19 protein-coding genes are annotated in these 20,915 nt (G+C 44.4%); 5 read left to right on the top strand and 14 right to left on the bottom strand.

Annotation, left to right across the window (positions count from 1 at the left end; genetic code table 11):
* Positions 1-180: 180 nt before the first annotated feature.
* Positions 181-657, top strand: coding sequence for a hypothetical protein (locus D0X99_RS10890; RefSeq protein WP_119477853.1), 477 nt, complete (start codon positions 181-183; stop codon positions 655-657).
* An 856-nt stretch (positions 658-1,513) separates the two neighbouring features.
* On the opposite strand, the gene D0X99_RS10885 is transcribed toward D0X99_RS10890, so the two are convergent.
* Positions 1,514-1,993, bottom strand: a complete 480-nt coding sequence (locus D0X99_RS10885) for a hypothetical protein (RefSeq protein ID WP_119477852.1) — start codon at positions 1,991-1,993, stop codon at positions 1,514-1,516.
* Between the two features lie 371 nt (positions 1,994-2,364).
* On the opposite strand from D0X99_RS10885, the gene D0X99_RS10880 reads away from it, so the two are divergent.
* The gene (locus D0X99_RS10880; protein ID WP_119477851.1) at positions 2,365-6,144 is read left to right on the top strand and encodes an HYR domain-containing protein; all 3,780 of its coding nucleotides are present in this window, start codon (positions 2,365-2,367) and stop codon (positions 6,142-6,144) included.
* A gap of 145 nt (positions 6,145-6,289) precedes the next feature.
* Positions 6,290-7,486: a CotH kinase family protein gene (locus D0X99_RS10875; protein WP_119477850.1), complete on the top strand. Its 1,197-nt coding sequence runs from the start codon at positions 6,290-6,292 to the stop codon at positions 7,484-7,486.
* A gap of 76 nt (positions 7,487-7,562) precedes the next feature.
* Here the strand turns inward: D0X99_RS10875 and D0X99_RS10870 are convergent, their stop codons facing one another.
* The 13 genes from D0X99_RS10870 to D0X99_RS10810 all read right to left on the bottom strand — a co-directional run bounded on the left by D0X99_RS10870 (position 7,563) and on the right by D0X99_RS10810 (position 19,580).
* The gene (locus D0X99_RS10870) at positions 7,563-9,110 is read right to left on the bottom strand and encodes a glycoside hydrolase family 99-like domain-containing protein (protein WP_119477849.1); all 1,548 of its coding nucleotides are present in this window, start codon (positions 9,108-9,110) and stop codon (positions 7,563-7,565) included.
* Between the two features lie 68 nt (positions 9,111-9,178).
* Positions 9,179-9,727, bottom strand: coding sequence for a GNAT family N-acetyltransferase (locus tag D0X99_RS10865; protein ID WP_119477848.1), 549 nt, complete (start codon positions 9,725-9,727; stop codon positions 9,179-9,181).
* Positions 9,728-9,747: 20 nt separating this feature from the next.
* Positions 9,748-10,041: a phosphoribosylpyrophosphate synthetase gene (locus D0X99_RS10860; protein WP_119477847.1), complete on the bottom strand. Its 294-nt coding sequence runs from the start codon at positions 10,039-10,041 to the stop codon at positions 9,748-9,750.
* 170 nt (positions 10,042-10,211) lie between these two features.
* Entirely contained in the window at positions 10,212-11,174 is a 963-nt protein-coding gene (locus D0X99_RS10855) for a transketolase family protein (protein ID WP_119477846.1), read from the bottom strand.
* Positions 11,175-11,198: 24 nt separating this feature from the next.
* Entirely contained in the window at positions 11,199-12,050 is an 852-nt protein-coding gene (locus D0X99_RS10850) for a transketolase (protein WP_119477845.1), read from the bottom strand.
* A gap of 9 nt (positions 12,051-12,059) precedes the next feature.
* A complete protein-coding gene (bcp, locus tag D0X99_RS10845; RefSeq protein ID WP_119477844.1) occupies positions 12,060-12,509 on the bottom strand; it encodes a thioredoxin-dependent thiol peroxidase in 450 nt (149 codons plus the stop codon).
* A 30-nt stretch (positions 12,510-12,539) separates the two neighbouring features.
* Positions 12,540-14,417 carry a M23 family metallopeptidase gene (locus tag D0X99_RS10840; protein ID WP_119477843.1) on the bottom strand — a complete coding sequence of 626 codons (1,878 nt, stop codon included), beginning with the start codon at positions 14,415-14,417 and terminating at the stop codon, positions 12,540-12,542.
* Positions 14,404-15,015, bottom strand: coding sequence for a fumarylacetoacetate hydrolase family protein (locus D0X99_RS10835; RefSeq protein ID WP_119477842.1), 612 nt, complete (start codon positions 15,013-15,015; stop codon positions 14,404-14,406). The genes D0X99_RS10840 and D0X99_RS10835 overlap by 14 nt, the downstream gene beginning before the upstream one ends.
* 163 nt (positions 15,016-15,178) lie before the next feature.
* The gene (locus D0X99_RS10830) at positions 15,179-15,880 is read right to left on the bottom strand and encodes an SGNH/GDSL hydrolase family protein (protein ID WP_119477841.1); all 702 of its coding nucleotides are present in this window, start codon (positions 15,878-15,880) and stop codon (positions 15,179-15,181) included.
* Positions 15,881-15,888: 8 nt separating this feature from the next.
* Positions 15,889-16,929 carry a S66 peptidase family protein gene (locus D0X99_RS10825; protein WP_119477840.1) on the bottom strand — a complete coding sequence of 347 codons (1,041 nt, stop codon included), beginning with the start codon at positions 16,927-16,929 and terminating at the stop codon, positions 15,889-15,891.
* A 186-nt stretch (positions 16,930-17,115) separates the two neighbouring features.
* On the bottom strand, positions 17,116-18,423 hold the full coding sequence (locus D0X99_RS10820) for a D-alanyl-D-alanine carboxypeptidase/D-alanyl-D-alanine-endopeptidase (protein WP_119477839.1): 1,308 nt from the start codon (positions 18,421-18,423) through the stop codon (positions 17,116-17,118).
* 2 nt (positions 18,424-18,425) lie between these two features.
* Positions 18,426-18,806, bottom strand: coding sequence for a DUF423 domain-containing protein (locus D0X99_RS10815; RefSeq protein WP_119477838.1), 381 nt, complete (start codon positions 18,804-18,806; stop codon positions 18,426-18,428).
* Positions 18,807-18,911: 105 nt separating this feature from the next.
* On the bottom strand, positions 18,912-19,580 hold the full coding sequence (locus D0X99_RS10810; protein ID WP_119477837.1) for a YggS family pyridoxal phosphate-dependent enzyme: 669 nt from the start codon (positions 19,578-19,580) through the stop codon (positions 18,912-18,914).
* Between the two features lie 61 nt (positions 19,581-19,641).
* Here D0X99_RS10810 and D0X99_RS10805 point away from each other — a divergent pair, with 61 nt between their 5' ends.
* Positions 19,642-20,265: a LysE family translocator gene (locus tag D0X99_RS10805; protein ID WP_119477836.1), complete on the top strand. Its 624-nt coding sequence runs from the start codon at positions 19,642-19,644 to the stop codon at positions 20,263-20,265.
* A gap of 42 nt (positions 20,266-20,307) precedes the next feature.
* Positions 20,308-20,913: a DUF6992 family protein gene (locus D0X99_RS10800; protein ID WP_199708061.1), complete on the top strand. Its 606-nt coding sequence runs from the start codon at positions 20,308-20,310 to the stop codon at positions 20,911-20,913.
* The last annotated feature ends 2 nt before the right edge of the window (positions 20,914-20,915 follow it).

The following is a 20,915-nucleotide window of genomic DNA, read 5'->3' as shown; positions in this document are numbered from 1 at the left end:
AAATTGGGAATCCAAAGATCTTTTCATTGTTTCAATTGTAGTCTATTGACTTGCTTGCTTGAGGTTCTGTGTATGCTGGGTGGGATTTGCAATCTCCATTTAGGAGCAGAAAATTTATCTAAGTCCAAATTGCAACAGTTTAAACTTTTCAGTTAAAACATCCAAAAAAAAAATACAGGTATGAACCTCCAAGATTCCAGCCAAGTAACCCAAGTAATAACTGCATGGGGACCCTTCTTAGCTTCCCTGATAACAGGTTTTGTGGTTTATTTAGCAGCCAGGATACAAGGGAAATCCACATTAAATGCGGCGAAAGAACAGAGCAATGCTACAATTGAAACAATGAAAAGATCTTTGGATTCCCAATTTCAATTGAAAAAGCAAGAAAATTTTCAGTCAGCTATTACTGATTTGATTTTAAATTTGTATTTGATTGAAAGGAATCCTAATTACTATATTTTAGATGAAAAGCCTATTCTATACTCAATGGCAAGGCTAAATACGCATCTTGGTTCGTCTTTGGAAGAAAAAAATCTTAGAAAATTAATTGGATTATTGAGGTTTGAATTGATAAATAAAGGTGATACGTCTAATATTCCATCTTATCGGGAGCAAATTGAGGAGATATTAACTTCTATCAATAATCAGGTTAATTAAAATCCCACCTCGGCATAGTCTATAGCCTTTTAGCTTTGAAGTTCTTTGATGGCTGGGTGTAATTTGTAATTACACCCTTCTATTTTCTGGATCCCGTACGGCTGTCGGGATGTAATTCCTCCCGATGCCTATCTTGGGTTCCATAAGTTCAACTGTCTGTCCGACATCTTAAAAAATGTCTCAAGGACTCAAATTAATCGGTTGAACACTTTCCTTAGTGTCTTTAAGTCTCAAGCTTGACTGTTGCACTCCCCGTCTGAGTTTAGATTAAGCGCTTGCCTAAGCGGAGTTTGCAACTCCGCTTTTATATTTTTCGGATCCCATACAGTAGTCGGGAGTAATTCCATTACCCGCAAGTTCAACCCTCCCTTTACCATTTCCATCCTTCATCCCAGCGGGATGACAGATGGGTAGAACTAAATACACAGCATCCTCAATTCGACCCCTATCGGGGTCGCATCAAGGGCTTTATCTTGGCTTTCTATCGATATCCGACCCGTACCGGGTCAGTTTCCTTCCATTTTTTGGATTCCGCTTGGAAGTTGAGATTATTCCATATTCCAAACACCCAATTTCAGCAATTCAAGACCTTAACTTGAGGAGTAATCACTTTCATCTGACAGGTGAAGGCTCAACCTTGCCTGTCCAACACCTTACTTAATGTCTCCAAGCCTCAATCTAGCCTATCAAACACCTTAATCAAGGACTCAAATACTCAAATTAATGTGTTGAACATATTAATTAACCCATCAAAGACTCACCCGATTCGTTCAAAGACCTAATCCAGGGTTTCTACTATCCAAACAAAAAAAAAGCCCTGAACTTTCGCTCAGGGCTCACAGGTGACTCGGCAACTTTATACTCCTGCGGGATCTCCGCCTCTTCGCTTGGCCCGCTTTTCATAGCGTACCGCGAGGCCTTCATACACCTTCTTTGAATTGGCCATCCCGTCCTTGGCCGCGATCTGCACCGATCCATAGTACTTGTTGGCCTGATCCAGTAATTCTGCCCCTGCCTCCATCAGCGTATCGTCCAGATTGGATACGGTCTGATTCAGCACGTTGTAGATTGGCCCCAGTTGGTTGATAAGGGTCCAGTCCTTGTTCATCTCCTCCGGCTTGTTGTAGGGGGATTTGAATTCCGGGTTGGTTTCAATGTACTCCATGACCTTACCGACGAAAGGTCTGGATGCCTCTCCCATCTTGTTCAGGTCCTTGCGCCCCTGAATGGTAAGTGAGAGTAAATTCGGATCCAGTTTCGTCTGTAACACTGCGATCGCTTCCTTGATTTGCTTTAGATCCTCTGCCGGGATCGTGTAGGAAACTCTGTTTTCCATAGTAAAAATGAGGTTTAGTGAAAAAATAATTTAAAACAGTAAAAAACTGTAGAAGTATAGTAATCAGGAATTTATGAATATTCAAAATTTAGTATTGATTATTTAGTCAAGAGTTTTCGGTGTAATGAATTGATTTTCCGGTCTCTTTTTGGGACTACATTTTATTTCGTTTCAGATACGGATTATTCAGTAAAAAGCAAAAAAGTGTATTTAAAGAGCAAAAAAATTGGATAAAAAGAAAAAATTTGCTTTTAAAATTGAAAACCATTTTTAATCTTTGATGCCTCCCGAATTGTCTGATTTGCAGGCCTTTTTAAAAGTTGAGCTTTTTGGAATTCGTGGGGGGCTTTTGGCAATGAAACTTTTGATCTATGGAAAATAAAATTTTACTCAGACTTTCCAGGATGATTTTCCTGGTTTTGACGATGGGTTTGGCGATGCTAAGCCTGAATGCCATGGGGCAGGCGACTGTCACAACCGATAAGCTGGACTACGCTCCAGGGGAATATGTGACCATTTCCGGATCGGGATGGCAACCCGGAGAAACGATCGTCCTTCATTTTGACGAGGAACCCAAACCGGCGACTTGTTTGCTTTCCCATGACCTGACAGCTACGGCAGATGCCTCGGGCAACTTTACCAACAGTCAGTTTTTGGTCAAGGAAAACCACTTGGGGGTGACCTTTACGCTTACCGCCACAGGACAAACTTCCGGATTAATTGCTACAACGGTGTTTACGGATGGTAGAGCTGAAATTAGTGCGGCCTCTCCGACTCCTTTTTCACCAAATCAAGCTTCCAGTGCGGGGGTAAAAGATGTTACTACGATTACTGCTTTTAATAACGGAGCAGTTGGCGGCCCAGGAAACATTCCGAATTTCATTGTGAGAGTTAGGCAATCAACAATAGGTGGAACTTTAATATATCAGTATCCATCTTTTGCACTCTCTGGTGGTTCAACCACTAATCTGAATTGGGATGGGAAATCAAATCAAGCACCTAATTCAGGTAATTTTGTTCCAGATGGGACTTATTTTATTGTTGCAGGTGTTCAGAATGGCCAAAATATAAATGAGACCACATCTCCTGCCTCAACCTACAAAACAGTAATTGTAGACAATACCAACCCGGTAATTAATAATGTGCCTCAAGAGATTCGGGTCAATAATACACCCGGTGTTTGCGGTGCTACGGTAACATGGACCACACCTACAGTAACTGATGCCAATCCAGGTTCTCTGGAATTGTTGGGATCTTTTGAGAGTGGTGACTTTTTCCCAATTGGATCAACCCAGATAAAATACAAGGCAGTTGATGCTGCTGGAAACGTAACTGAGAGCTCTTTCAATGTAATTGTGTTGGATGCTGAAGGTCCGGTGTTCCCGGCCTTGACCACGATTGTGGTTGATCAGGCTGCGGGAGTTTGCCAGGCAGTGGTATCTGTACCGAACCCGGTAGTGACAGATCTTTGTGGTGAGGTAGCGACTGGATTTAAGATTACCCGATCTGACGGGGAGACCAGTTTAACTGCACCGTTCCCGGTAGGCAAGACCACAATCACTTGGATAGCCACGGATAAGTCAGGCAATGAGAGCCAGGCGACACAGGATGTGATTGTCAAGGATACCGAAGGGCCGATCTTCGAGACCCTGAATTCGATTGTAGTAGATCAGGATGCGGGAGTTTGCCAGGCGGTGGTATCTGTACCGAACCCGGTAGTGACAGATCTTTGTGGTGAGGTAGCGACTGGATTTAAGATTACCCGATCTGACGGGGAGACCAGTTTAACTGCACCGTTCCCGGTAGGCAAGACCACAATCACTTGGATAGCCACGGATAAGTCAGGCAATGAGAGCCAGGCGACACAGGATGTGATTGTCAAGGATACCGAAGGGCCGATCTTCGAGACCCTGAATTCGATTGTAGTAGATCAGGATGCGGGAGTTTGCCAGGCGGTGGTATCTGTACCGAACCCGGTAGTGACAGATCTTTGTGGTGAGGTAGCGACTGGATTTAAGATTACCCGATCTGACGGGGAGACCAGTTTAACTGCACCGTTCCCGGTAGGCAAGACCACAATCACTTGGATAGCCACGGATAAGTCAGGCAATGAGAGCCAGGCGACACAGGATGTGATTGTCAAGGATATTGAGAAACCATCTGTTATTGGTCTTCCATCAAACATTGTAGTATCCAATGACAAGGGCGTCTGTGGAGCTTTGGTAAGCTGGACAGCTCCAACTTCAAGCGATAACTGTTCCGGAAGTACAATTAGACAAACTGCAGGTCCTGCAAGCGGTTCGGTATTCCTAGTTGGAGAGACCACGGTGACTTATACTGCGACCGATGCATCCGGTAATGAGTATTCAGCAAGCTTCACGGTAACAGTGAATGACACCGAAGATCCGATGATTGAGGGAATGCCTGCAAATATCAGCGTAAGCAGTGATGCAGATAAGTGCGGAGCTATTGTAACTTGGACTGCACCAACAGCAAAAGACAACTGTGAGGTCAAAACCTTCACAACCAGTCATGCACCGGGAAGTCTGTTCCCGGTTGGAACGACCACTGTGACTTACACTGCAGAGGATATTCATGGAAATGTGCAAACCGCAAGCTTTGATGTGACGGTGACCAATAACGCTCCTTCGAATCTGGTAATCACAGCTCCAATAATTCCTCAAGCAATTGGTACAGCTGTTAATGTCAGCGCAACCTTCGTGGATGAGAATATTAAATCCGCTAAATGGACTGCTTTTGATGGAAACATCGTAACTCAAACTGCTACTATTTCTGCTACTGGAACCTCCACAGCTTATACCTTTACTAACCTACCAGCTGGGGTTTTCACGATCATACTGGAGGTTGAGGATCACTGTGGTTTGAAGGTCAGCCAGCAATTTGAATTTGTAACCGTCTATGATCCTAATGGTGGATTTGTGACCGGTGGTGGTTGGATTTACTCCAAGCCAGGGGATTTGAGAACAAATCCAATTGCTGAGGGTAGAGCAAACTTTGGATTTGTAGCCAAATACAAAACCGGTAAAAATCTGGTGGATCAAGTGGAAGGAAACACCAACTTCCAGTTTAAGGAAGGAGATTTCCACTTCAAGAGCACATCTCATGAAAGCATGTCTCTAGTCATTTCAGGGGCAAAAGCTACCTACCGAGGTGTGGGTACTGTCAATGGATTAGGTTCCCATAAATTCATGGTAACTGTAATTGACGGCGACCTGAGAGGAGAGCTGGACAAGTTTAGAATCAGAGTTTGGGCTAATAACTCCTCAAGTGATGTCATTTATGACAATGAGTACAGTTTGGCCGAAAATGCAGAAGCAACAACTCTGTTGGGAGGTGGATCCATTGTAATCCATAAGCCAGCCACGAAGGGCAACAAGCGTGTCAGCACCGAACTGATCACCGTACCATGGAATACTCCAGTGGAAACCATTAAGAAGCAAGTGGATCAGATGAGCCTAACTTGGTTTGAAAGCAGAAAACTGGCCATGACCTTGGATGCAAGTGATTACGATCAGTTGACTCCAGGCTTCTACGAGCTGAAAGCAGATGTGGCAGAAAACGAGTTCTTCGCATTGGATGAGCCGATTTCAATCCAGGTTCTGGTTCAGGATAAGCCAAAAGCTCTGGACATCACACTGGAAAACAGTAACCTAAGTGGTAACCTAAGAGCAGGTGAAGTCCTTGGATACCTGAGAACTATCGATCCGGTGGATAATATTCATACCTACCAAATCGGTGAAAATTCCGATCTGATCCTGGAGGGTGACAAGCTGATCTGGAAAGGATCCACTGTTCCGGCACAGTTGAGAGTAACTGTATTCAGCACGGACCGAGCAGGTCAGACCATCAGCAAGGAAATCAATTTGAGCAGAGAATTGAAACCGGGTGAATTCTTGCTGTATCCAAACCCTGCACAAAGTGAAACCAACGTCATGGTGGATCTGGACAGAGAGGCTGCCGTAGCAATCAGAATTTATGATGCGGTTGGCCGATTGGTAGTGGAAAATGAAGCGATCAGAGAAGGAAGCTTTACCCAGACCTTCAACCTGGATGGATTGGCACCTGGCTACTACACCGTTCAGGTGAAAATGGGAGACATGGTAATGACCAAGCGACTGATCAAAAGATAATCGCTGAGTTCATTTATAAAGAAAAAATCCCGCTTCATTTCGAAGCGGGATTTTTTCTTTGAATAGTTCGAGATTTAAGTTTGACTGTATCTTAGCTGTGAAGTGGTAATCAGTAAGAGCGGAAGTAGATTGATATACTTTTGAAATGAAAAAAAATCAAGCTGTATTTATCCTGTTTTGCATTTGGTCTGCCCAATCAGTGGCTCAAGAAAATTTGGGTTCCAGGAATCTTGAATTTTCTGATGCCTCGATAAAAATAGAAAATCAGATCAAGCTTGATGTCGATCAGAGGGATTACCAAAGACTCAGATCCATCAATGGCCAAAAAGTAGTCCTACAACCCTTGGAACTGATTATCAATGGACAGAAAACTCTGCCTAAAGATGTACACACTCGGGGTCAATCTACCCTCAATTTTCCAAGAAAAAGTCTGAGTTTTGATGTGGAGACACCTGTGGAAATTCAACATCGTGAGTTTACAAAAGAGATGAGCCACTTTATTTTGCTCAGCCTCTCTATGGATAAATACTATGTCAGAAATCGGCTTGCGTTTGGTCTTCTTCAGAAAATCGGGCTATTGGAGTTCTTTTTTGCCTTTACAGATTTAGAGGTAAACGGAAAGAGTGAGGGGATTTATCTGGCTGTTCAAAGGCCCCAGGATTGGGCGATTCAGGAGCAAAATAGCCCTATTGTAATCCGAAGAGGGTATGGGCATAAAATAGAAACATCAAAAACCTCCAAATCCACTTCAAAAGAGGACACTAAATCATACTTGGAATCTTTTAAATCCATCTACAAATTGATCCAAACTGATTCCGGAGAGCAATTGTACACTAAACTTTCCGAGAAAATGGATCTCGAAAATTACATGAGTTGGCTTGGTGTCAACTACCTGCTCAGAAATGGAGATTATGCAGATGAGGTATTTTTCTATTTCGACTCGGAAACCAATCGGTTTAAAATCATTCCTTGGGATTATGATGATATTTTCTCTGCGCGTCCTCACGAGGGAAGCTCACCTAATTCCGAAAGTGCTTCTCTACTTTTTTCTATAGAGGATGATTTGGATGAAAAGATCTCGACTGATCCCTTTTTACTGGAAAAGTATAAGGAGGTCTTGCGTAATGTTTGTTTGGCGCTTTCAGATGAGGTGTTAGCCGATGTTTTTGAAGCTACCTATTCCGAGTTATACCCGTATTATTTACAGGAAGAAATTATTCAAAATGTGAGTACCGATCTTTACAAAGATGCCAATCTGGAAAACCTACGAATTGAACTGGCATCCGATTATTTATTTATTAAAGGAAGACGGGATTTTATTTTGGAAGCAAAGGGTGATTGATTGATCCAGTCGAATTTTATTTTAAAAGTGCATCTCAATTTTTTTTTAACTGTCTATCGTAAAAAGAACCTCTCCTCTAATTCCCAAAAACCTCCTTGATCGCCTCCAGGTAGCTAAATCCATGTCCTTCGGTCGGTTCGATGTAGTTGCCTTCCAGGTACTCATTCCAGCAGCAGATCATGACAGTGTTGCCATTGCTGCTTCTGTATTTTCTGGAGACCTCCTGAGCTTCTTTCAGCTTTGCCGTAAAGGAAGCTTTGTCGCTATGCACCTTGTCTTTGTAAGGTTCGGATGGAAAACCAGTCTGTTGAGGCCAGGTGCCTCCGGCGGGTCGCATGTCCCAACCCATGGCTACCGGCACTTGATATTCAAAATTGGGATCATTTTTAAACTGCTCACTCCATTTATTCCAATGTCCTCGGTAGGTTTCACGCATGTCTTCATAGGAGCGATTGTCCTTTTCGAAGAAGTTGTGATACACGTAAGCTGTCATGCCTTCGAACCCCATTCCTTTCAGTCGGGGTACATATTCCTGTAAAAGTTGTCGCTTCTGGTAAGTCCCGCCTTCCCAAGGTTTGTTGGGGTTTTTAGCTTTCCATTGGGTAGGGAGTCCATACATCCGTTCTCGTTCCAACATAGGACCTGCGGTCACGGCGATAAATTTGATTCCCGGCAATCCTGCCTTTATCGCAGTTTCCTGAGATAAATCGAGCAAATCCTTCAAAGTCAATCCATAATATGCCGCTCTGGATTCGGCATCCTGTGGAAAATAGATGTAAACCACCGGCCTGCCATCAGCCCCTTTCAGGTAATCTTCCCGACTGAAATACTGATCAATCCAGAGTTGGGTGATTTTCTCATGAACCTTCAGGTAAAGGGTTTTATCAGGTTTTTCGCCTTCATAATTAGCGTTGCGGGCAAGTTCCTCTGGAGAACCAACTTTGAGCCAAAGCATCCAGCGCTCGTGGCTGTCATCACACCAGTTAATGGCAAACTTCATTTGTTCCTCTTTCGGAAGCTTGGCATTTTCGGCTAGAAGGACTTCCAGCTGATCGCCCCATTCGACCAATCCGGGTACTGCCACACGACCATCCCGGTTGGGATCGATTTGCCAGCCTTGAGGATAATAGATTTTTGACTGAGGGCCAAAGTACAAGTGGTAATAATAATGCCTTCCAAAAAACCAGTCATAGGCGAAGAAGTCAATCCCGTAGCTTTTCATGTATTGGAGCTGTTTTTTGGCCACTTCTGGGTCAGTTCTGGAGTAAAATCCTTTGAGTTCGGCAATGGGCTTTCGTTCCAAATATGGCCCTTCGTATGGATAGCGGGAATTGTAAATTCGACCTCTCGGACCCCAGATTCCGGTATTTTGAAGGCTGGTACAGTTGACAGGGTCTTGGATGCAGGACCAAAAACTGTCCCTATCTACTGCAGGGTCAGGTGAAGTATTCCAAGAAGGCATAAAATAAACCCCTACCAGCTCGTCACCTTGATCCTGTGATGGTTTTGAAATATTGGAAAAGCCCGCTGTTTGGATTTCGATGGGATATTTTGATTGTTGTGTGCAACTGCCCAATGCAAGTAAAAATGAAGCACAAACTGAATAAAATGTGAAATTTTTCATAATCAGTTGTTTGAATAAAAATTAGTCGATTCAAAAGTAGAAGCGCAGAACCAATTGCCAAGATTCCGTCAAAACAGGTTTTTTTTCCAGATTTCGATTCCCCGATACTCCGGAAGAATCATATCAAAATCCAGTTCATAAGTGTGCAGGGGTTCAAATCCCACCTTGGAGTAAAAGCGTTTAGCCTGTGGTTGGCAAGCCATGACTTCGAGCCAGATTGATTTCATGTTGTTTTCCAAAGCCACCTGCTCACAGTGTTGAAGCAAAGCATGTGCGGTTCCTTTACCGTGAAAATCCTTGTGCAGATAAAGTCGGTGCAGTTTCATGGAGTCCGGAATTTCTATTTCCCGTGGAGAAAAAGGGTAGTCGTATTTCAGGATACCGATTTTCCGGTCTTCTGCTTCCACAAAGAAGTAATGGCTACGGTCTCTACCTAGTTCCTTTCGGACAGTTTGCGGATTGTAGATCAGGTTCACATACCAATCCCCATTGTCCTTCCACACGTAACGGTAAGCATCCCGATATACCTGATCCATCAAGGAATAAAGGACGGGTTGATCTTCAGGCTGAATAGGAGTTAGAAAAAGCTGATTTTCGGTTTGCAGGGATATTTTCACCTCAGAAAATTAGCAAAATCCTACTTCAGTTTGTCGATCATCTCCTCAGTCATTTCATCGGCATAGACTCCGTATGAATTGACCAAGACTCCCTTGATTGAGCCATCCAAAGAGGAAATCGCATACAGAATGGCTTCATCCGACGGATTGGTGTTTCCTTCGAATCGGAAGGTTTGATCGACTTCAAATTCCTGAGGTAGGAGACAAGCTTTGTCGCAGATAAGGCTGTCAAATCGGATATTGAAATCCTCAGTATAGCCTTCTTTTCGAAGCTTTTCGAGGGTTTCGACGAGTGTGGGTTCGTAGTTGGGCATAACTTTAAATAATTGGTTTCTATGAATTTACAGCTTTACCGGCAAAAAAATCCACAAAAAGAAAAACCACAGACTTTTCTATCTGTGGTTTCGATCAGACATTCGGGATATTGGAAATCCCTAATGTTGCAGAATTTTAACCTTTGAGATTTTTGGAAACCTAAAAGGTTTTACTTGCGTGCCAAAGCTCTTTTTGCGGCTTTCACAATGTTCTCAGCATTCAGGCCGTATTTTTCCAGCAACTGAGTAGGGGTACCGGACTCGCCAAAGCTGTCGTTTACTCCCACGTACTCCAATGGAGCAGGATTGTGCCGAATCAAAGTCTGAGCAATGCTGTCACCCAAACCACCGTTAATCTGGTGCTCTTCGGCCGATACAGCGCAACCTGTTTTCTTTACTGATTCCAGAATGGCTTCCTCATCCAAAGGCTTAATCGTGTGAATGTTGATCACTTCGGCATGGATGCCTTCTTGACGAAGCATAGCTTCTGCCACTACAGCTTCCCATACTAAATGGCCGGTTGCAAAGATGGTTACGTCTTTGCCATCGATCATTTTCCAAGCCTTTCCAATTTCAAATTTCTGATCAGCAGGAGTGAAGATCGGCCAGCTTGGACGACCAAATCTCAGATATACCGGACCTTCGTGCTCAGCAATCGCCAAAGTCGCAGCCTTGGTTTGATTGTAATCGCAAGGATTGATCACGGTCATGTGCGGGAGCATTTTCATCATGCCCAAGTCTTCCAAAATTTGGTGTGTGGCACCGTCTTCACCCAAAGTCAAACCTGCGTGTGAAGCACAAATCTTGACGTTTTTGTCGGAATATGCGACGGATTGACGTATCTGGTCATAAACGCGGCCTGTTGCAAAGTTGGCGAATGTGCCGGCGAAAGGGATCTTTCCCCCGATTGCCAAACCCGCAGAAATACCGATCATGTTGGCCTCTGCAATTCCGGTTTGGAAAAATCTTTCCGGGAATTCTTTTTGGAAATCGCCCATTTTCAAGGAACCGATCAAATCAGCACAAAGGCCAACCACATTCGGGTTCTTTCTTCCTGCTTCCAGGAACCCGTCACCAAAACCGGAACGGGTATCTTTCTTTTCTGTAAAAGTAAATTTTAAATCTAAGCTCATGGTTAGGTCTGTTGGAGGGAGGAATTAATAATCACCAAGGGTTTCTTCCAATTGGCCCAATGCTTTGGCCAGTTGCTCGTCGTTGGGAGGAGAGCCATGCCACTTGTGCGTGCCCACCATGAAATCCACTCCGTAGCCCATTTCGGTGTAAAGCAGGTTCAAAACCGGCTTGCCTTTGCCTGTAAAGGCCTTTGCTTTTTCCAAGCCTTCGATCACAGACTTCAGGTCGTTGCCTTCCTTCGTCTCGATCACTTCCCAGCCAAACGCTTCCCATTTTGCTTTGAGATTCTTCAGGTCCATGATTTTATCAGTAGGACCGTCGATCTGCTGACCATTATAATCTACCGTTGCAATCAAATTGTCAACTTTATGGTGAGCTGCATACATCGCCGCTTCCCAAACCTGACCTTCCTGCAATTCTCCATCGCCCATCAAAATGTAAACAAGCTTGTCGTCCTTGTCTATTTTCTTGGCTTGGGCAACACCCAAAGCAACTGAGAGTCCCTGGCCCAAAGAACCGGATGCTACCCGGATGCCCGGCAGGTGCTCATGCGTAGCAGGGTGACCCTGAAGTCTGGAATTCAGCTTTCTGAAGGTCTTCAGTTCTGAAACCGGGAAATATCCGCTGCGCGAAAGCACGGAATACCAACCAGCGGAAAGGTGACCGTTGGAAAGGAAAAAGAGGTCTTCCCCTTTTCCGTCCATTTTGAAGTCAGGATTGTGTCTGAGCTGATCAAAGTACAGCGCGACGAAAAATTCAGCACATCCAAGCGGTGCGCCCGGGTGACCGGACTGAACGGCGTGAACCATTCTCAACACATCTCTTCGGAGCTGAGTGCAGATTTTTTGGAGTTGTTCAATTGATTGTTTTTCCATTACGGAGGTTTATTTTAGGATTTGAGCAGTATGTTCTTTAGTGTCTACTTTTTCGATCACCTCAGCAATTTTCCCCTGCTCGTCAATTACAAAGGTGGTTCTGGCAGTACCCATATACTTACGGCCATACATGGATTTTTCCACCCAAGTACCATAAGCTTCGTGCACTGTCAAATCCGTATCTGCAATCAACGGGAAGGGAAGGCCTTGCTTTTCAATGAATTTTTTATGTGACTTTTCGTCGTCAGAGCTTACACCCAATACGACATAACCCGCCTTGATCAAGGCGTCATAATTATCGCGGAGGTTGCAGGCTTGAGCGGTGCAGCCTGGAGTGGCATCCTTTGGATAAAAGTAAAGGATTACCTTTTTGCCAAGATAGTCGGAGAGTTTGATGGTTTCTCCGGTTTGGATTTTTGCTTCGAAATTTGGGGCCGCTTGGCCTACTGTTAGGGACATACGAATGTTTGTTTTTTGAGGGTTGAAGTTTTAACTGATGGTGCCTTTCCATTCGGCAACATTGCCAGCCTGGTCATACACTTTCAATAAAACCGAACCTTTGAGTGGTTGTTCATCCAATTTTTCCGACCAGATCACAGCCTGTTTGTGCTCATAGCGCATCAGAACCCACTTTCCATCCACAAAGGCTTCAAATTTCTGGATTCCGGACAGGTTGTCTTTGATTGTAAATCGAATTCCCTGGCTGTTTACCCGGATCGGTGCAATGGTCGGTTTGACGTTATCCACTCCCAAAACAAAACTACCAAAATTTCTGGTTTTGAATCGGATTTGCTCACCTACCCATTCTCCACCAACAAAACTTCTAGCCCCGTTTGCTGCCCGTTGGTACACGTGGGTCCGGCTTTTGTCCCCGGAATACCCATTGACATTCCAGGTCACTTCGATTGGATTCCAGAGGTATTCGGTCGGTTCCTGAAGTCTAAGAACCGGTGCATCCGAAGTGCCCGTATGCCCGACTCTCAGGTAGAGGTCTTCCAGCAAGCTGTTTACCTCTGTTTTGATTCGGAGTTTGTCAGTAGCATGCAGATGCTCTTTTCCAACCGGAAAATGCCCAATCAGATCCGGTATCAATACTTCTGAACACAGGTCAATCTTGGATGGGATTCCAAATCTCAAATCCCAGAGGTAGGTACGGGTTTGTGCATCCTGATAGGCTGGGAGGACTTCGAAAATCTGGCTTCCGATGAAAAACTTGGCCAAACCTCCTTTATCGGTTTGAGCCACGCGTATTTTCATGTGATGCTTAAAATAGCTCGTTTGAGCTTTGGCAGGCGCGGCACCATCGGCTACGGTAGAATCCAAATCTGCTCCTGTAAGTGTCAGATTGACTAAGCGGGAATTTTTGTAAGCGTCGGTAAGTCGAATTTGAAGGGTTTTCTTTTGTCCTGCTTCCACCTGAAAAGCTCCTGTTCCGGGAGAATTTGGTGTGAAGAAATCAAACTTGAGCGTCGGCTGATGGTACAATCGCGTGAATCGATTCTGATGCGTATGCAGCAGGAAATGGCGTGTGTAGTTGAAATCCACCCGATTCACATCCAGTGTGTACAGCAAGCCATTCTCATCCGATATTTCGAATTTTGGGAACCCATTTTGGTTTTCGGCTCCGTCTAGTTTGTCATAACTCTGAATTTCCAGCCCTACTTTTCCAGTAACTCGGATCGTCTCAGGAATACGGTAGCTAGATCCGCTGAGCACTGGAGTCACTTCAATGCGCTGAAATTTACCATTGACCCGACTGTCAATTTCCAGCGGAACTATCGCGATTTTCTGGGGAGTGGGGGGGATATTGTCCAGGATTTCGGAGAAACCTGCCAAAAGCGGATCCATAGCCCGGTCCAAACTATCCCGGATTTCAAAATGAAGATGGGGTCCCCCAGAACTGCCTGTATTACCACCGTTTGCAATAAGTTCTCCTTTTTTTACTGGAAGTTCCCCTGGTTCAGGCGATAGCTCCAATTCATTCAATTTCGCCTCATACATTTTTTGCCTCATCCAGGCACTCAGCTTGGGATTGAAGTTTCTGAGGTGCCCATAGAGCGTAATGTGTCCGCTAGGGTGCTTGAGGTAGATCACATTGCCGTAGCCAAAAGAGGATATCTTGATTCGATGCACCCAACCATCAGCTACCGCATAGATCGGCTCGCCCTCGACTCCTCCAAATTTGTAATCCAATCCGGTATGAAAGTGATTGGGACGGAGTTCGGAGAAATTTCCGGACAGGTAATTTCTGCTTCCGGGTTTGACAGGAGAGCGAAAGTAGCCTTTTTCGATCAGCTGGGCAGAAGCCACAGAACAAAGGAAAAGACTAAGGAAAAGGGTAATCGGGAAAAGCTTATTTGACTTCAAAATCCAGCATTTTTTCAGTTCCGATAAAACCAGTCAGGCGATCGCCGACTTTCACGGGTCCAACTCCGGCAGGGGTGCCGGTGTAGATTAGGTCCCCCTTTTTCAGGGTAAAAAACTGGGATACGTAAGAAATAATCGTAGCAAAATCGAATAGCATCAGGCTGGTATTTCCTTTTTGGCGAAGCTCTCCGTTGATTTCCAGATGGAAGTCAATGTCCTTCAGATCCGCAAATGCCGAAGCGGGCTTGAAATCACCTATCGGTGCAGATCCGTTGAAAGCCTTTGCGATTTCCCAGGGAAGACCTTTTGCCTTACATTGATCCTGAAGGTCCCGAGCCGTAAAGTCGATTCCAAGGCCGATTTCCTCAAAATACCGATTGGCAAATTGAGGTTGGATATACTTTCCTTCCTTGCTGATTTTCAGGACGAGTTCTATTTCATGATGGATATTTTCGGAAAAATCCGGATAGAAAAACGGAGCCCCTGCTTTCAACAATGCCGTGTCAGGCTTTAGAAACACTACTGGTTTCCCGGGTTTTTCGTTTTTGAGTTCTTCAATATGTGCCGCATAATTTCGGCCGATGCAGATGATTTTCATGATTCAGGGTTTTTCTTTTTTAGAGAAAATGGGGCTGGAAACTTTCCTGCGTGAAAATAAAAAGATCCTTGTCAACATGTCGAATTGTTGACAAGGATATCCTTCAAATGTTGAAAAAGATTTTTTTATCAAACCGAAGGCGTCTGATGAATTCTAGAATGAGTTAGAACTTAATTTTTTGAACTTCGGTCAGAAGCTTTTCTGTCCAGCGTGAATAGACCAGCCCTGATGGGTGTAGCTGATCTTCCACCACCATTTCCGGTTTTGAGCCAATAGCACGATAGTCAGCCGTGATATCGATAAATGTGACGTTGTATTTTTTACAGATAGCCTTTTTGGCATCGTTGTAGGTATCGATTTCACGGGCAACTTTCGCCTGATCGGACTTTTTGTTGACAGCAAAAGGAGTGACTCCCCAATCCGGAATTGAAAGAACCACCACGTGATCACGCTTTCCCCGAGCAAAGTCAATGGCCCTCTTGAGCATCTCCTCGAAATCCTTTTCATAGTCCGCCACCGGCCTTCCCCGGTATTGGTTGTTGACTCCGATCAGCAGCGTTACCAAATCATAGCCTTGTTCATCCGTCTGGCTGGCGTTGATTCCTGCCTCCAGTTCATCTACTGTCCAGCCTGTTTTGGCAATAATCTGAGGAGCTGCACAGGTGACAGATCCTTTTTTGTTAAGCGCTGTCACCAATTGAACTGGATATCGGTCTTTTTCTTCGACTCCTTCTCCAATCGTATAGCTGTCACCCAAAGCTAAGTAGGTGATGTTTTTCTTTTGTTGAGTCAAAGTTGGATTGGGTTCGGAAGACATGGAAGCGGAAAGGAAAAGGCTAATAGCTAGAAAGACAGGTGATATCATGGCTTTATTCAGGATTGGAAAATTGATTCCGACAAAGTAAACGTGCCCGCATCAGCATTCATCCTTACTTTGGCTCCTACTGGGACAATAAACTGCTTGGCAATGTGCCCGATCATAGCACCGGCATAAGCCGGGATTCCCAAAGGTAAAATGTACTCATCCAGAATCTGATCTACTGTGAATGCTCCATAACCACTTCCGGGTTTGCAGTCAGTGCACTGTCCAAAAATGAAACCCTTGATCTTGCCCAAAGTGCCATTCAATTGGAGGGTACTCATCATGCGATCGATTCGATAGGGGTCTTCTCCCACATCTTCAATAAATAAAATAGCGTCTTGAAAATCAGGATAGTAGGGTGTTCCTGATAAAGCTGACAATACAGTCAGATTTCCTCCCAAAATTTTTCCTTCAGCTATTCCTCCCTTGAGTGTCTGAATGCGGTTTCCTTTAGCTACCAGGTCATCTCCTTTAGTCACTTCATTTTGATAAGTAACCATGGCCTTCTCGAAAAAGACTTTTTCAAACTGCTTTACATTGAAGCTGTTCCAAGATCCGGTTCCGTTTTGACCATGGAAGGTAACCAAGCCCGTTTGACTGTGAATCGCACAATGCAAAGCTGTGATGTCCGAATATCCGAGGATGGGTTTTGGATTGGATTTTACCATCTCATAATTGATCATCGGGAGTATTCGTGCCGCACCTGAACCACCACGAAGGCAGATGACAGCTTTTACCAAGGGATCTGCAAACATCGCATTGAGGTCATTGGCTCTCTCTAGATCCGTACCTGCGAGATGTCCGTACCGGTTTTTCAGGTTTTCGCCAAGTTTCACCCTAAACCCCAACGCTTCCATGGCTTCTTTGGCATAGGTGAATTCCATCCGATCTGCTGTGGCAGCGGATGGGCTTATGATTCCTACGGTATCGCCTTTTTTTATGGAGTTTGGTAATAGGCTATTGGAAGTGGACTTTTCTTTAAAATCAAAACCTAAAAACGGAGCCGTAGTGGCTAATAGTCCAAAAGATTTGAGGAAAGTGCGCTTTTTCATGGTTTTACGATTTGCTGTGAAAATACTTTCTTTTTTCCAAAGGCCTCGAATTCGCTTGGCCGGACGGTTATTCTTTTTTTCAAAGCTGAAGAATGAAAAACCCTGCCAATTGGCAGGGCCTATCTTAATTTTTTGATTCTGAGATTAGTTTTTCAAATGATGTGCCCAAATTGGAAATTTCAATTTTCACAAAATATCTCTCACCAAGACCATCACCTTTTCCATTTCCCTGCGAACGGCAGAGGCGGTGTGGGGATAGTTGGAATTCATAAATGCAAAGCAATAGGTCCGGCCACTTTTGGTTTTGATCAATCCGACCAGACTATGATTGTTGCTCATGGTTCCGGTTTTAGCAAAAATGTAGGGTTTTGCTGCCTGATAGCTGTTTTTCAAGGTGCCGGATACTCCTCCTGTAGGGAGAAATTCATACAGTTGATCTTCGGGAAGGATCCGGTAGATTTTGTCAAAAATTGCCACCATCGACCGTGGTGTAAACAAATTGTGGCGACTAAGCCCACTTCCGTCAACCCATTTGGGCGTGTCTGGCAGGTCTGAAAGGTGGGTTTTGAGGATGTATTCGATGGCTCGGTCGGTGTCGATTTGCCCAAATAGCCGGTCGGAAACCATGAACAACATCTGCTCAGCTAGGAAATTGTCGCTTTCAAGCATCATTTCCTTGAGAAGTGGAAAAAGGGGAGACCCTCGAAAGACCTTATGATCCTGCGGCAAGGAATCAGGTTGATAAATCCAGGTTTTGCCGATCTCTGCTGAGGCTAGTTCTACGAAAAGCTGGGGCGAAGTGAGTAAAGGGATGAATTTTTCTCTTCCGAGAAAAGTGGCTGGATTGTAAGCAAAGGTGTTGCTGTGGAAGTCCCGCTCCAATTCCTTGATTGGCTTTTGGGTGGTTCGGATTGAGCCTTGAAAGCGTGTGGGGAAAACTTCCGGACGATTTTCGACTTTTTTTACCTGAAGGAGATTACCATAGATCGGCAGGGGACTTCGCTCGGCAGAAAAGTCGTAGTAGTAATCGTCCCATTGCCAACCATACCCATACGCTGGTGAAATCTGATTGGCATCCGAAAAGACAACAACCGAATATGGCCCGATTATTTTTTGAAAATCAGGCTGCTGAAAGTTCTTGTATTTCCATGTCGGATCGCCGCTGCCCCAGATTTTGATCGTGTCTCCCGATGTAATGTAGCGGATAGTTTGGGTGCTATCTTGTAGTACTACTGTTGCGGAGAAAAGCGTCCACAGCTTCGTGGTAGAAGCAGGGATAAATCGGATTTGTGAGTTTTTTTCGAATAAAACCCGCTGCGAATCCAAGTCATACAACATAAATCCCGTCAAGTGTCCGCTGAAAAAACTCTGATCGCCCAAGGCTGATTCCAGCTTTTGGTACTGGTCTCGGGAAAGTTGGGAAAAGGAAGGGAATGAGAATAGTAGACTGGAAAATGAAAGAATGAGAATCAAAAAAATGACGGATCGTTTCATGTTTACTTTTTGGAATATCCTCCCCAGAAAAGACCAATCCAGCCTAGAATAAACGCCACCCCGCCTAATGGTGTAACTGCTCCAAGCCAGGTAATTCCGCTCAGGCAAAGCACATACAACGATCCGGAGAAAATCATAATTCCCAGGGTAAATCCCCAATAACTCAGGCCGAGCTTGTTCCATTCAGGTTTGATCAATGCTAAAGACCCCAATCCAAACAAGGCTAAGGAATGGTAAAAATGATATTTCACGGCAGTTTCAAAGGTTTCCAAGCGTCCGGCTGCCTCAAGCATGGGTTTTAGTCCATGAGCCCCGAAGGCTCCGATTCCTACGGCGACTGCTCCAAAAATGGCTGCTGTTTGGATTATGGTTGTTGGTTTCAAGGAAGGGTTTGGTTTTTTGTTAATGAGTTATAGGGAAAATACGGAATAGACCGAAAACTCGAAATAGCATCGAAATATCCGAAATCCGACATCTGAAATCCGAAATCAAGAACGACTACCAAATATCGCCGAACCAATCCTGACCATCGTACTTCCTTCCTCCTGAGCGATTTTGTAATCTCCGCTCATGCCCATGGAGATTTCTTTCAGTTGCACGAATTCAGGAAGGTTTCGGCTTTTCAATTCTTCAAAAAGCTGTTTCAGACCACGGAATTCTTTTCGGATCTGATCCTGATTTTCGGTGAATGTCGCCATTCCCATCAGGCCCATAATCCGAACATGGGTAAGTGCTCCAAAATCAGGCGAATCCAGCATTTCTTCCAGTTCTGCCCGGTCAAAACCAAACTTACTTTCCTCCTCAGCAATATGCATTTGAATCAGGACTGGGATGATTCGATCGATCTTCTTTCCCTGCTTGTCAATCTCCTTTAGAAGCTTAAAAGAATCAACCCCGTGAATCAGGTGGACAAAAGGAGCGATATACTTGATTTTGTTGCTTTGCAGGTGGCCGATCATGTGCCATCGGGTATTAGCTGGCATTTCGGGTTGTTTGGCCTGGATTTCCTGAACCTTGTTTTCACCAAAATCCCGGATTCCTGCGGCATAAGCGGCTTTGAGATCTTCGATCGGTTTGGTCTTGCTGACGGCTATCAGTTGGCAATCCGGATTGACAAAGGATTTTTTGACCGTTTCAAGGTTGACTTTGATGTCCATTTTCGTTGGTTTTGCTTTTTCAGCTTGAGCAAATATAGACTGAAGCGACGTACTTTTGGAGATGCAAATTGCGATTTTGGAAGGGGTAAGTATGGGACTTTTACTTTCCCTGATGGTTGGTCCTGTTTTTTTCACCCTCATTACGGCCAGTATGGAGCAGGGCTTTCGATATGCTTCAGTGCTGGCTTTGGGGATTTTGGTCAGTGACTTGATCTATGTCGCTATTACCTATTTTGGAATAAGTATTTTGACCGAATCGCCATTGGTTGAGAAAACCTTGGGCTACGGAGGTGGTGCGATTTTAGTAGGATTTGGGATTAGCTTTTGGAGAAAAAGGCAAGTAGACCGTCCAAATACAGGAGGGATAGCTTTGCCAAAAGCTAAAAAGAGAACGGCCTTTATCAAAGGATTTGGCATCAATGGAGTCAATCCCTTTGTGATGCTATTTTGGATTTCTATTGCCAGTATGGTCACACTCAAATCGACGTGGGGTCAATCGGAAGTGTTTTCCTACTATTTTGGATTGCTGTTTACAGTTTTTGGAATTGACCTGTTGAAGGCTTTTGTGGCCGGAAAATTATCCCACCTGATGACACCCCGGTTACGGATGATTTTGAATAAGGGTGTTGGAGTTCTGGTTTGTTACTTTGGATTTAAAATGATTTGGAGCACATTTAATCGATAAGGCAGTGTTCAAACTAATCGGAATGTTGTAGGTTTAGTGATCATGAAATCAGCCCAAAATCCCGCCTTTAGGTCAACCCTTTTTCTGTTTTTCTTTCTTTTCGCATTTCCGCTCTTTGCGCAGGAGATTCCTGCTATTCAGGAATTCAATCAGACCAGGTTGGATTATAACCGAAACGGAATGCTCATTTTGGGAAGCTGGGCAGTGGGAAATATGGTTTGGGGTGGAATAGGAGCAAGCCAAAGCACCGGTGAAACCAAGGCCTTTCACCAGATGAATTTGTATTGGAATTCGGTCAATTTACTGATCGCAGGTTTCGGGTATTGGCAGGCCACCAAGGAAAGTCCCGGTACTGATTTTTGGGCGACGATGGAAGCGCAGCAAGGAATCGAAAAAGTCCTTTTGGTAAATGCCGCTTTGGATGTAGCCTACATGGCAGGAGGACTTTACTTGAAGGAAAGAGGGTTGCGTACGGATAATTCTAAACTGGTGGGATTTGGGAAATCGGTGATTTTGCAGGGTGCTTTTTTAATGGCTTTTGATGCAGTGATGTATGGCTTTCATCAATCTCACGGAAAAGAGCTTCCGAGTTTGGTTCAACATATCAGTTTGGGACCTGGAGGGGTAAGTTTTAGAATGACTTTTTAAAA

This window comes from Algoriphagus lacus (assembly GCF_003583985.1).
Taxonomy (GTDB): Bacteria; Bacteroidota; Bacteroidia; order Cytophagales; family Cyclobacteriaceae; genus Algoriphagus; species Algoriphagus lacus.
Note: the sequence above shows the minus strand (reverse complement) of the source record. Positions and strands in the feature narration are given on the sequence as shown.

Bases quoted from the DNA above. Each gene is read 5' to 3' on its own strand.
- D0X99_RS10890 (WP_119477853.1), top strand. From the start codon at position 181: ATGAACCTCCAAGATTCCAGCCAAGTAACCCAAGTAATAACTGCATGG.
- D0X99_RS10885 (WP_119477852.1), bottom strand. From the start codon at position 1,993: ATGGAAAACAGAGTTTCCTACACGATCCCGGCAGAGGATCTAAAGCAA.
- D0X99_RS10880 (WP_119477851.1), top strand. From the start codon at position 2,365: ATGGAAAATAAAATTTTACTCAGACTTTCCAGGATGATTTTCCTGGTT.
- D0X99_RS10875 (WP_119477850.1), top strand. From the start codon at position 6,290: ATGAAAAAAAATCAAGCTGTATTTATCCTGTTTTGCATTTGGTCTGCC.
- D0X99_RS10870 (WP_119477849.1), bottom strand. From the start codon at position 9,110: ATGAAAAATTTCACATTTTATTCAGTTTGTGCTTCATTTTTACTTGCA.
- D0X99_RS10860 (WP_119477847.1), bottom strand. From the start codon at position 10,041: ATGCCCAACTACGAACCCACACTCGTCGAAACCCTCGAAAAGCTTCGA.
- D0X99_RS10855 (WP_119477846.1), bottom strand. From the start codon at position 11,174: ATGAGCTTAGATTTAAAATTTACTTTTACAGAAAAGAAAGATACCCGT.
- D0X99_RS10850 (WP_119477845.1), bottom strand. From the start codon at position 12,050: ATGGAAAAACAATCAATTGAACAACTCCAAAAAATCTGCACTCAGCTC.
- bcp (WP_119477844.1), bottom strand. From the start codon at position 12,509: ATGTCCCTAACAGTAGGCCAAGCGGCCCCAAATTTCGAAGCAAAAATC.
- D0X99_RS10835 (WP_119477842.1), bottom strand. From the start codon at position 15,015: ATGAAAATCATCTGCATCGGCCGAAATTATGCGGCACATATTGAAGAA.
- D0X99_RS10830 (WP_119477841.1), bottom strand. From the start codon at position 15,880: ATGATATCACCTGTCTTTCTAGCTATTAGCCTTTTCCTTTCCGCTTCC.
- D0X99_RS10825 (WP_119477840.1), bottom strand. From the start codon at position 16,929: ATGAAAAAGCGCACTTTCCTCAAATCTTTTGGACTATTAGCCACTACG.
- D0X99_RS10820 (WP_119477839.1), bottom strand. From the start codon at position 18,423: ATGAAACGATCCGTCATTTTTTTGATTCTCATTCTTTCATTTTCCAGT.
- D0X99_RS10810 (WP_119477837.1), bottom strand. From the start codon at position 19,580: ATGGACATCAAAGTCAACCTTGAAACGGTCAAAAAATCCTTTGTCAAT.
- D0X99_RS10805 (WP_119477836.1), top strand. From the start codon at position 19,642: ATGCAAATTGCGATTTTGGAAGGGGTAAGTATGGGACTTTTACTTTCC.
- D0X99_RS10800 (WP_199708061.1), top strand. From the start codon at position 20,308: ATGAAATCAGCCCAAAATCCCGCCTTTAGGTCAACCCTTTTTCTGTTT.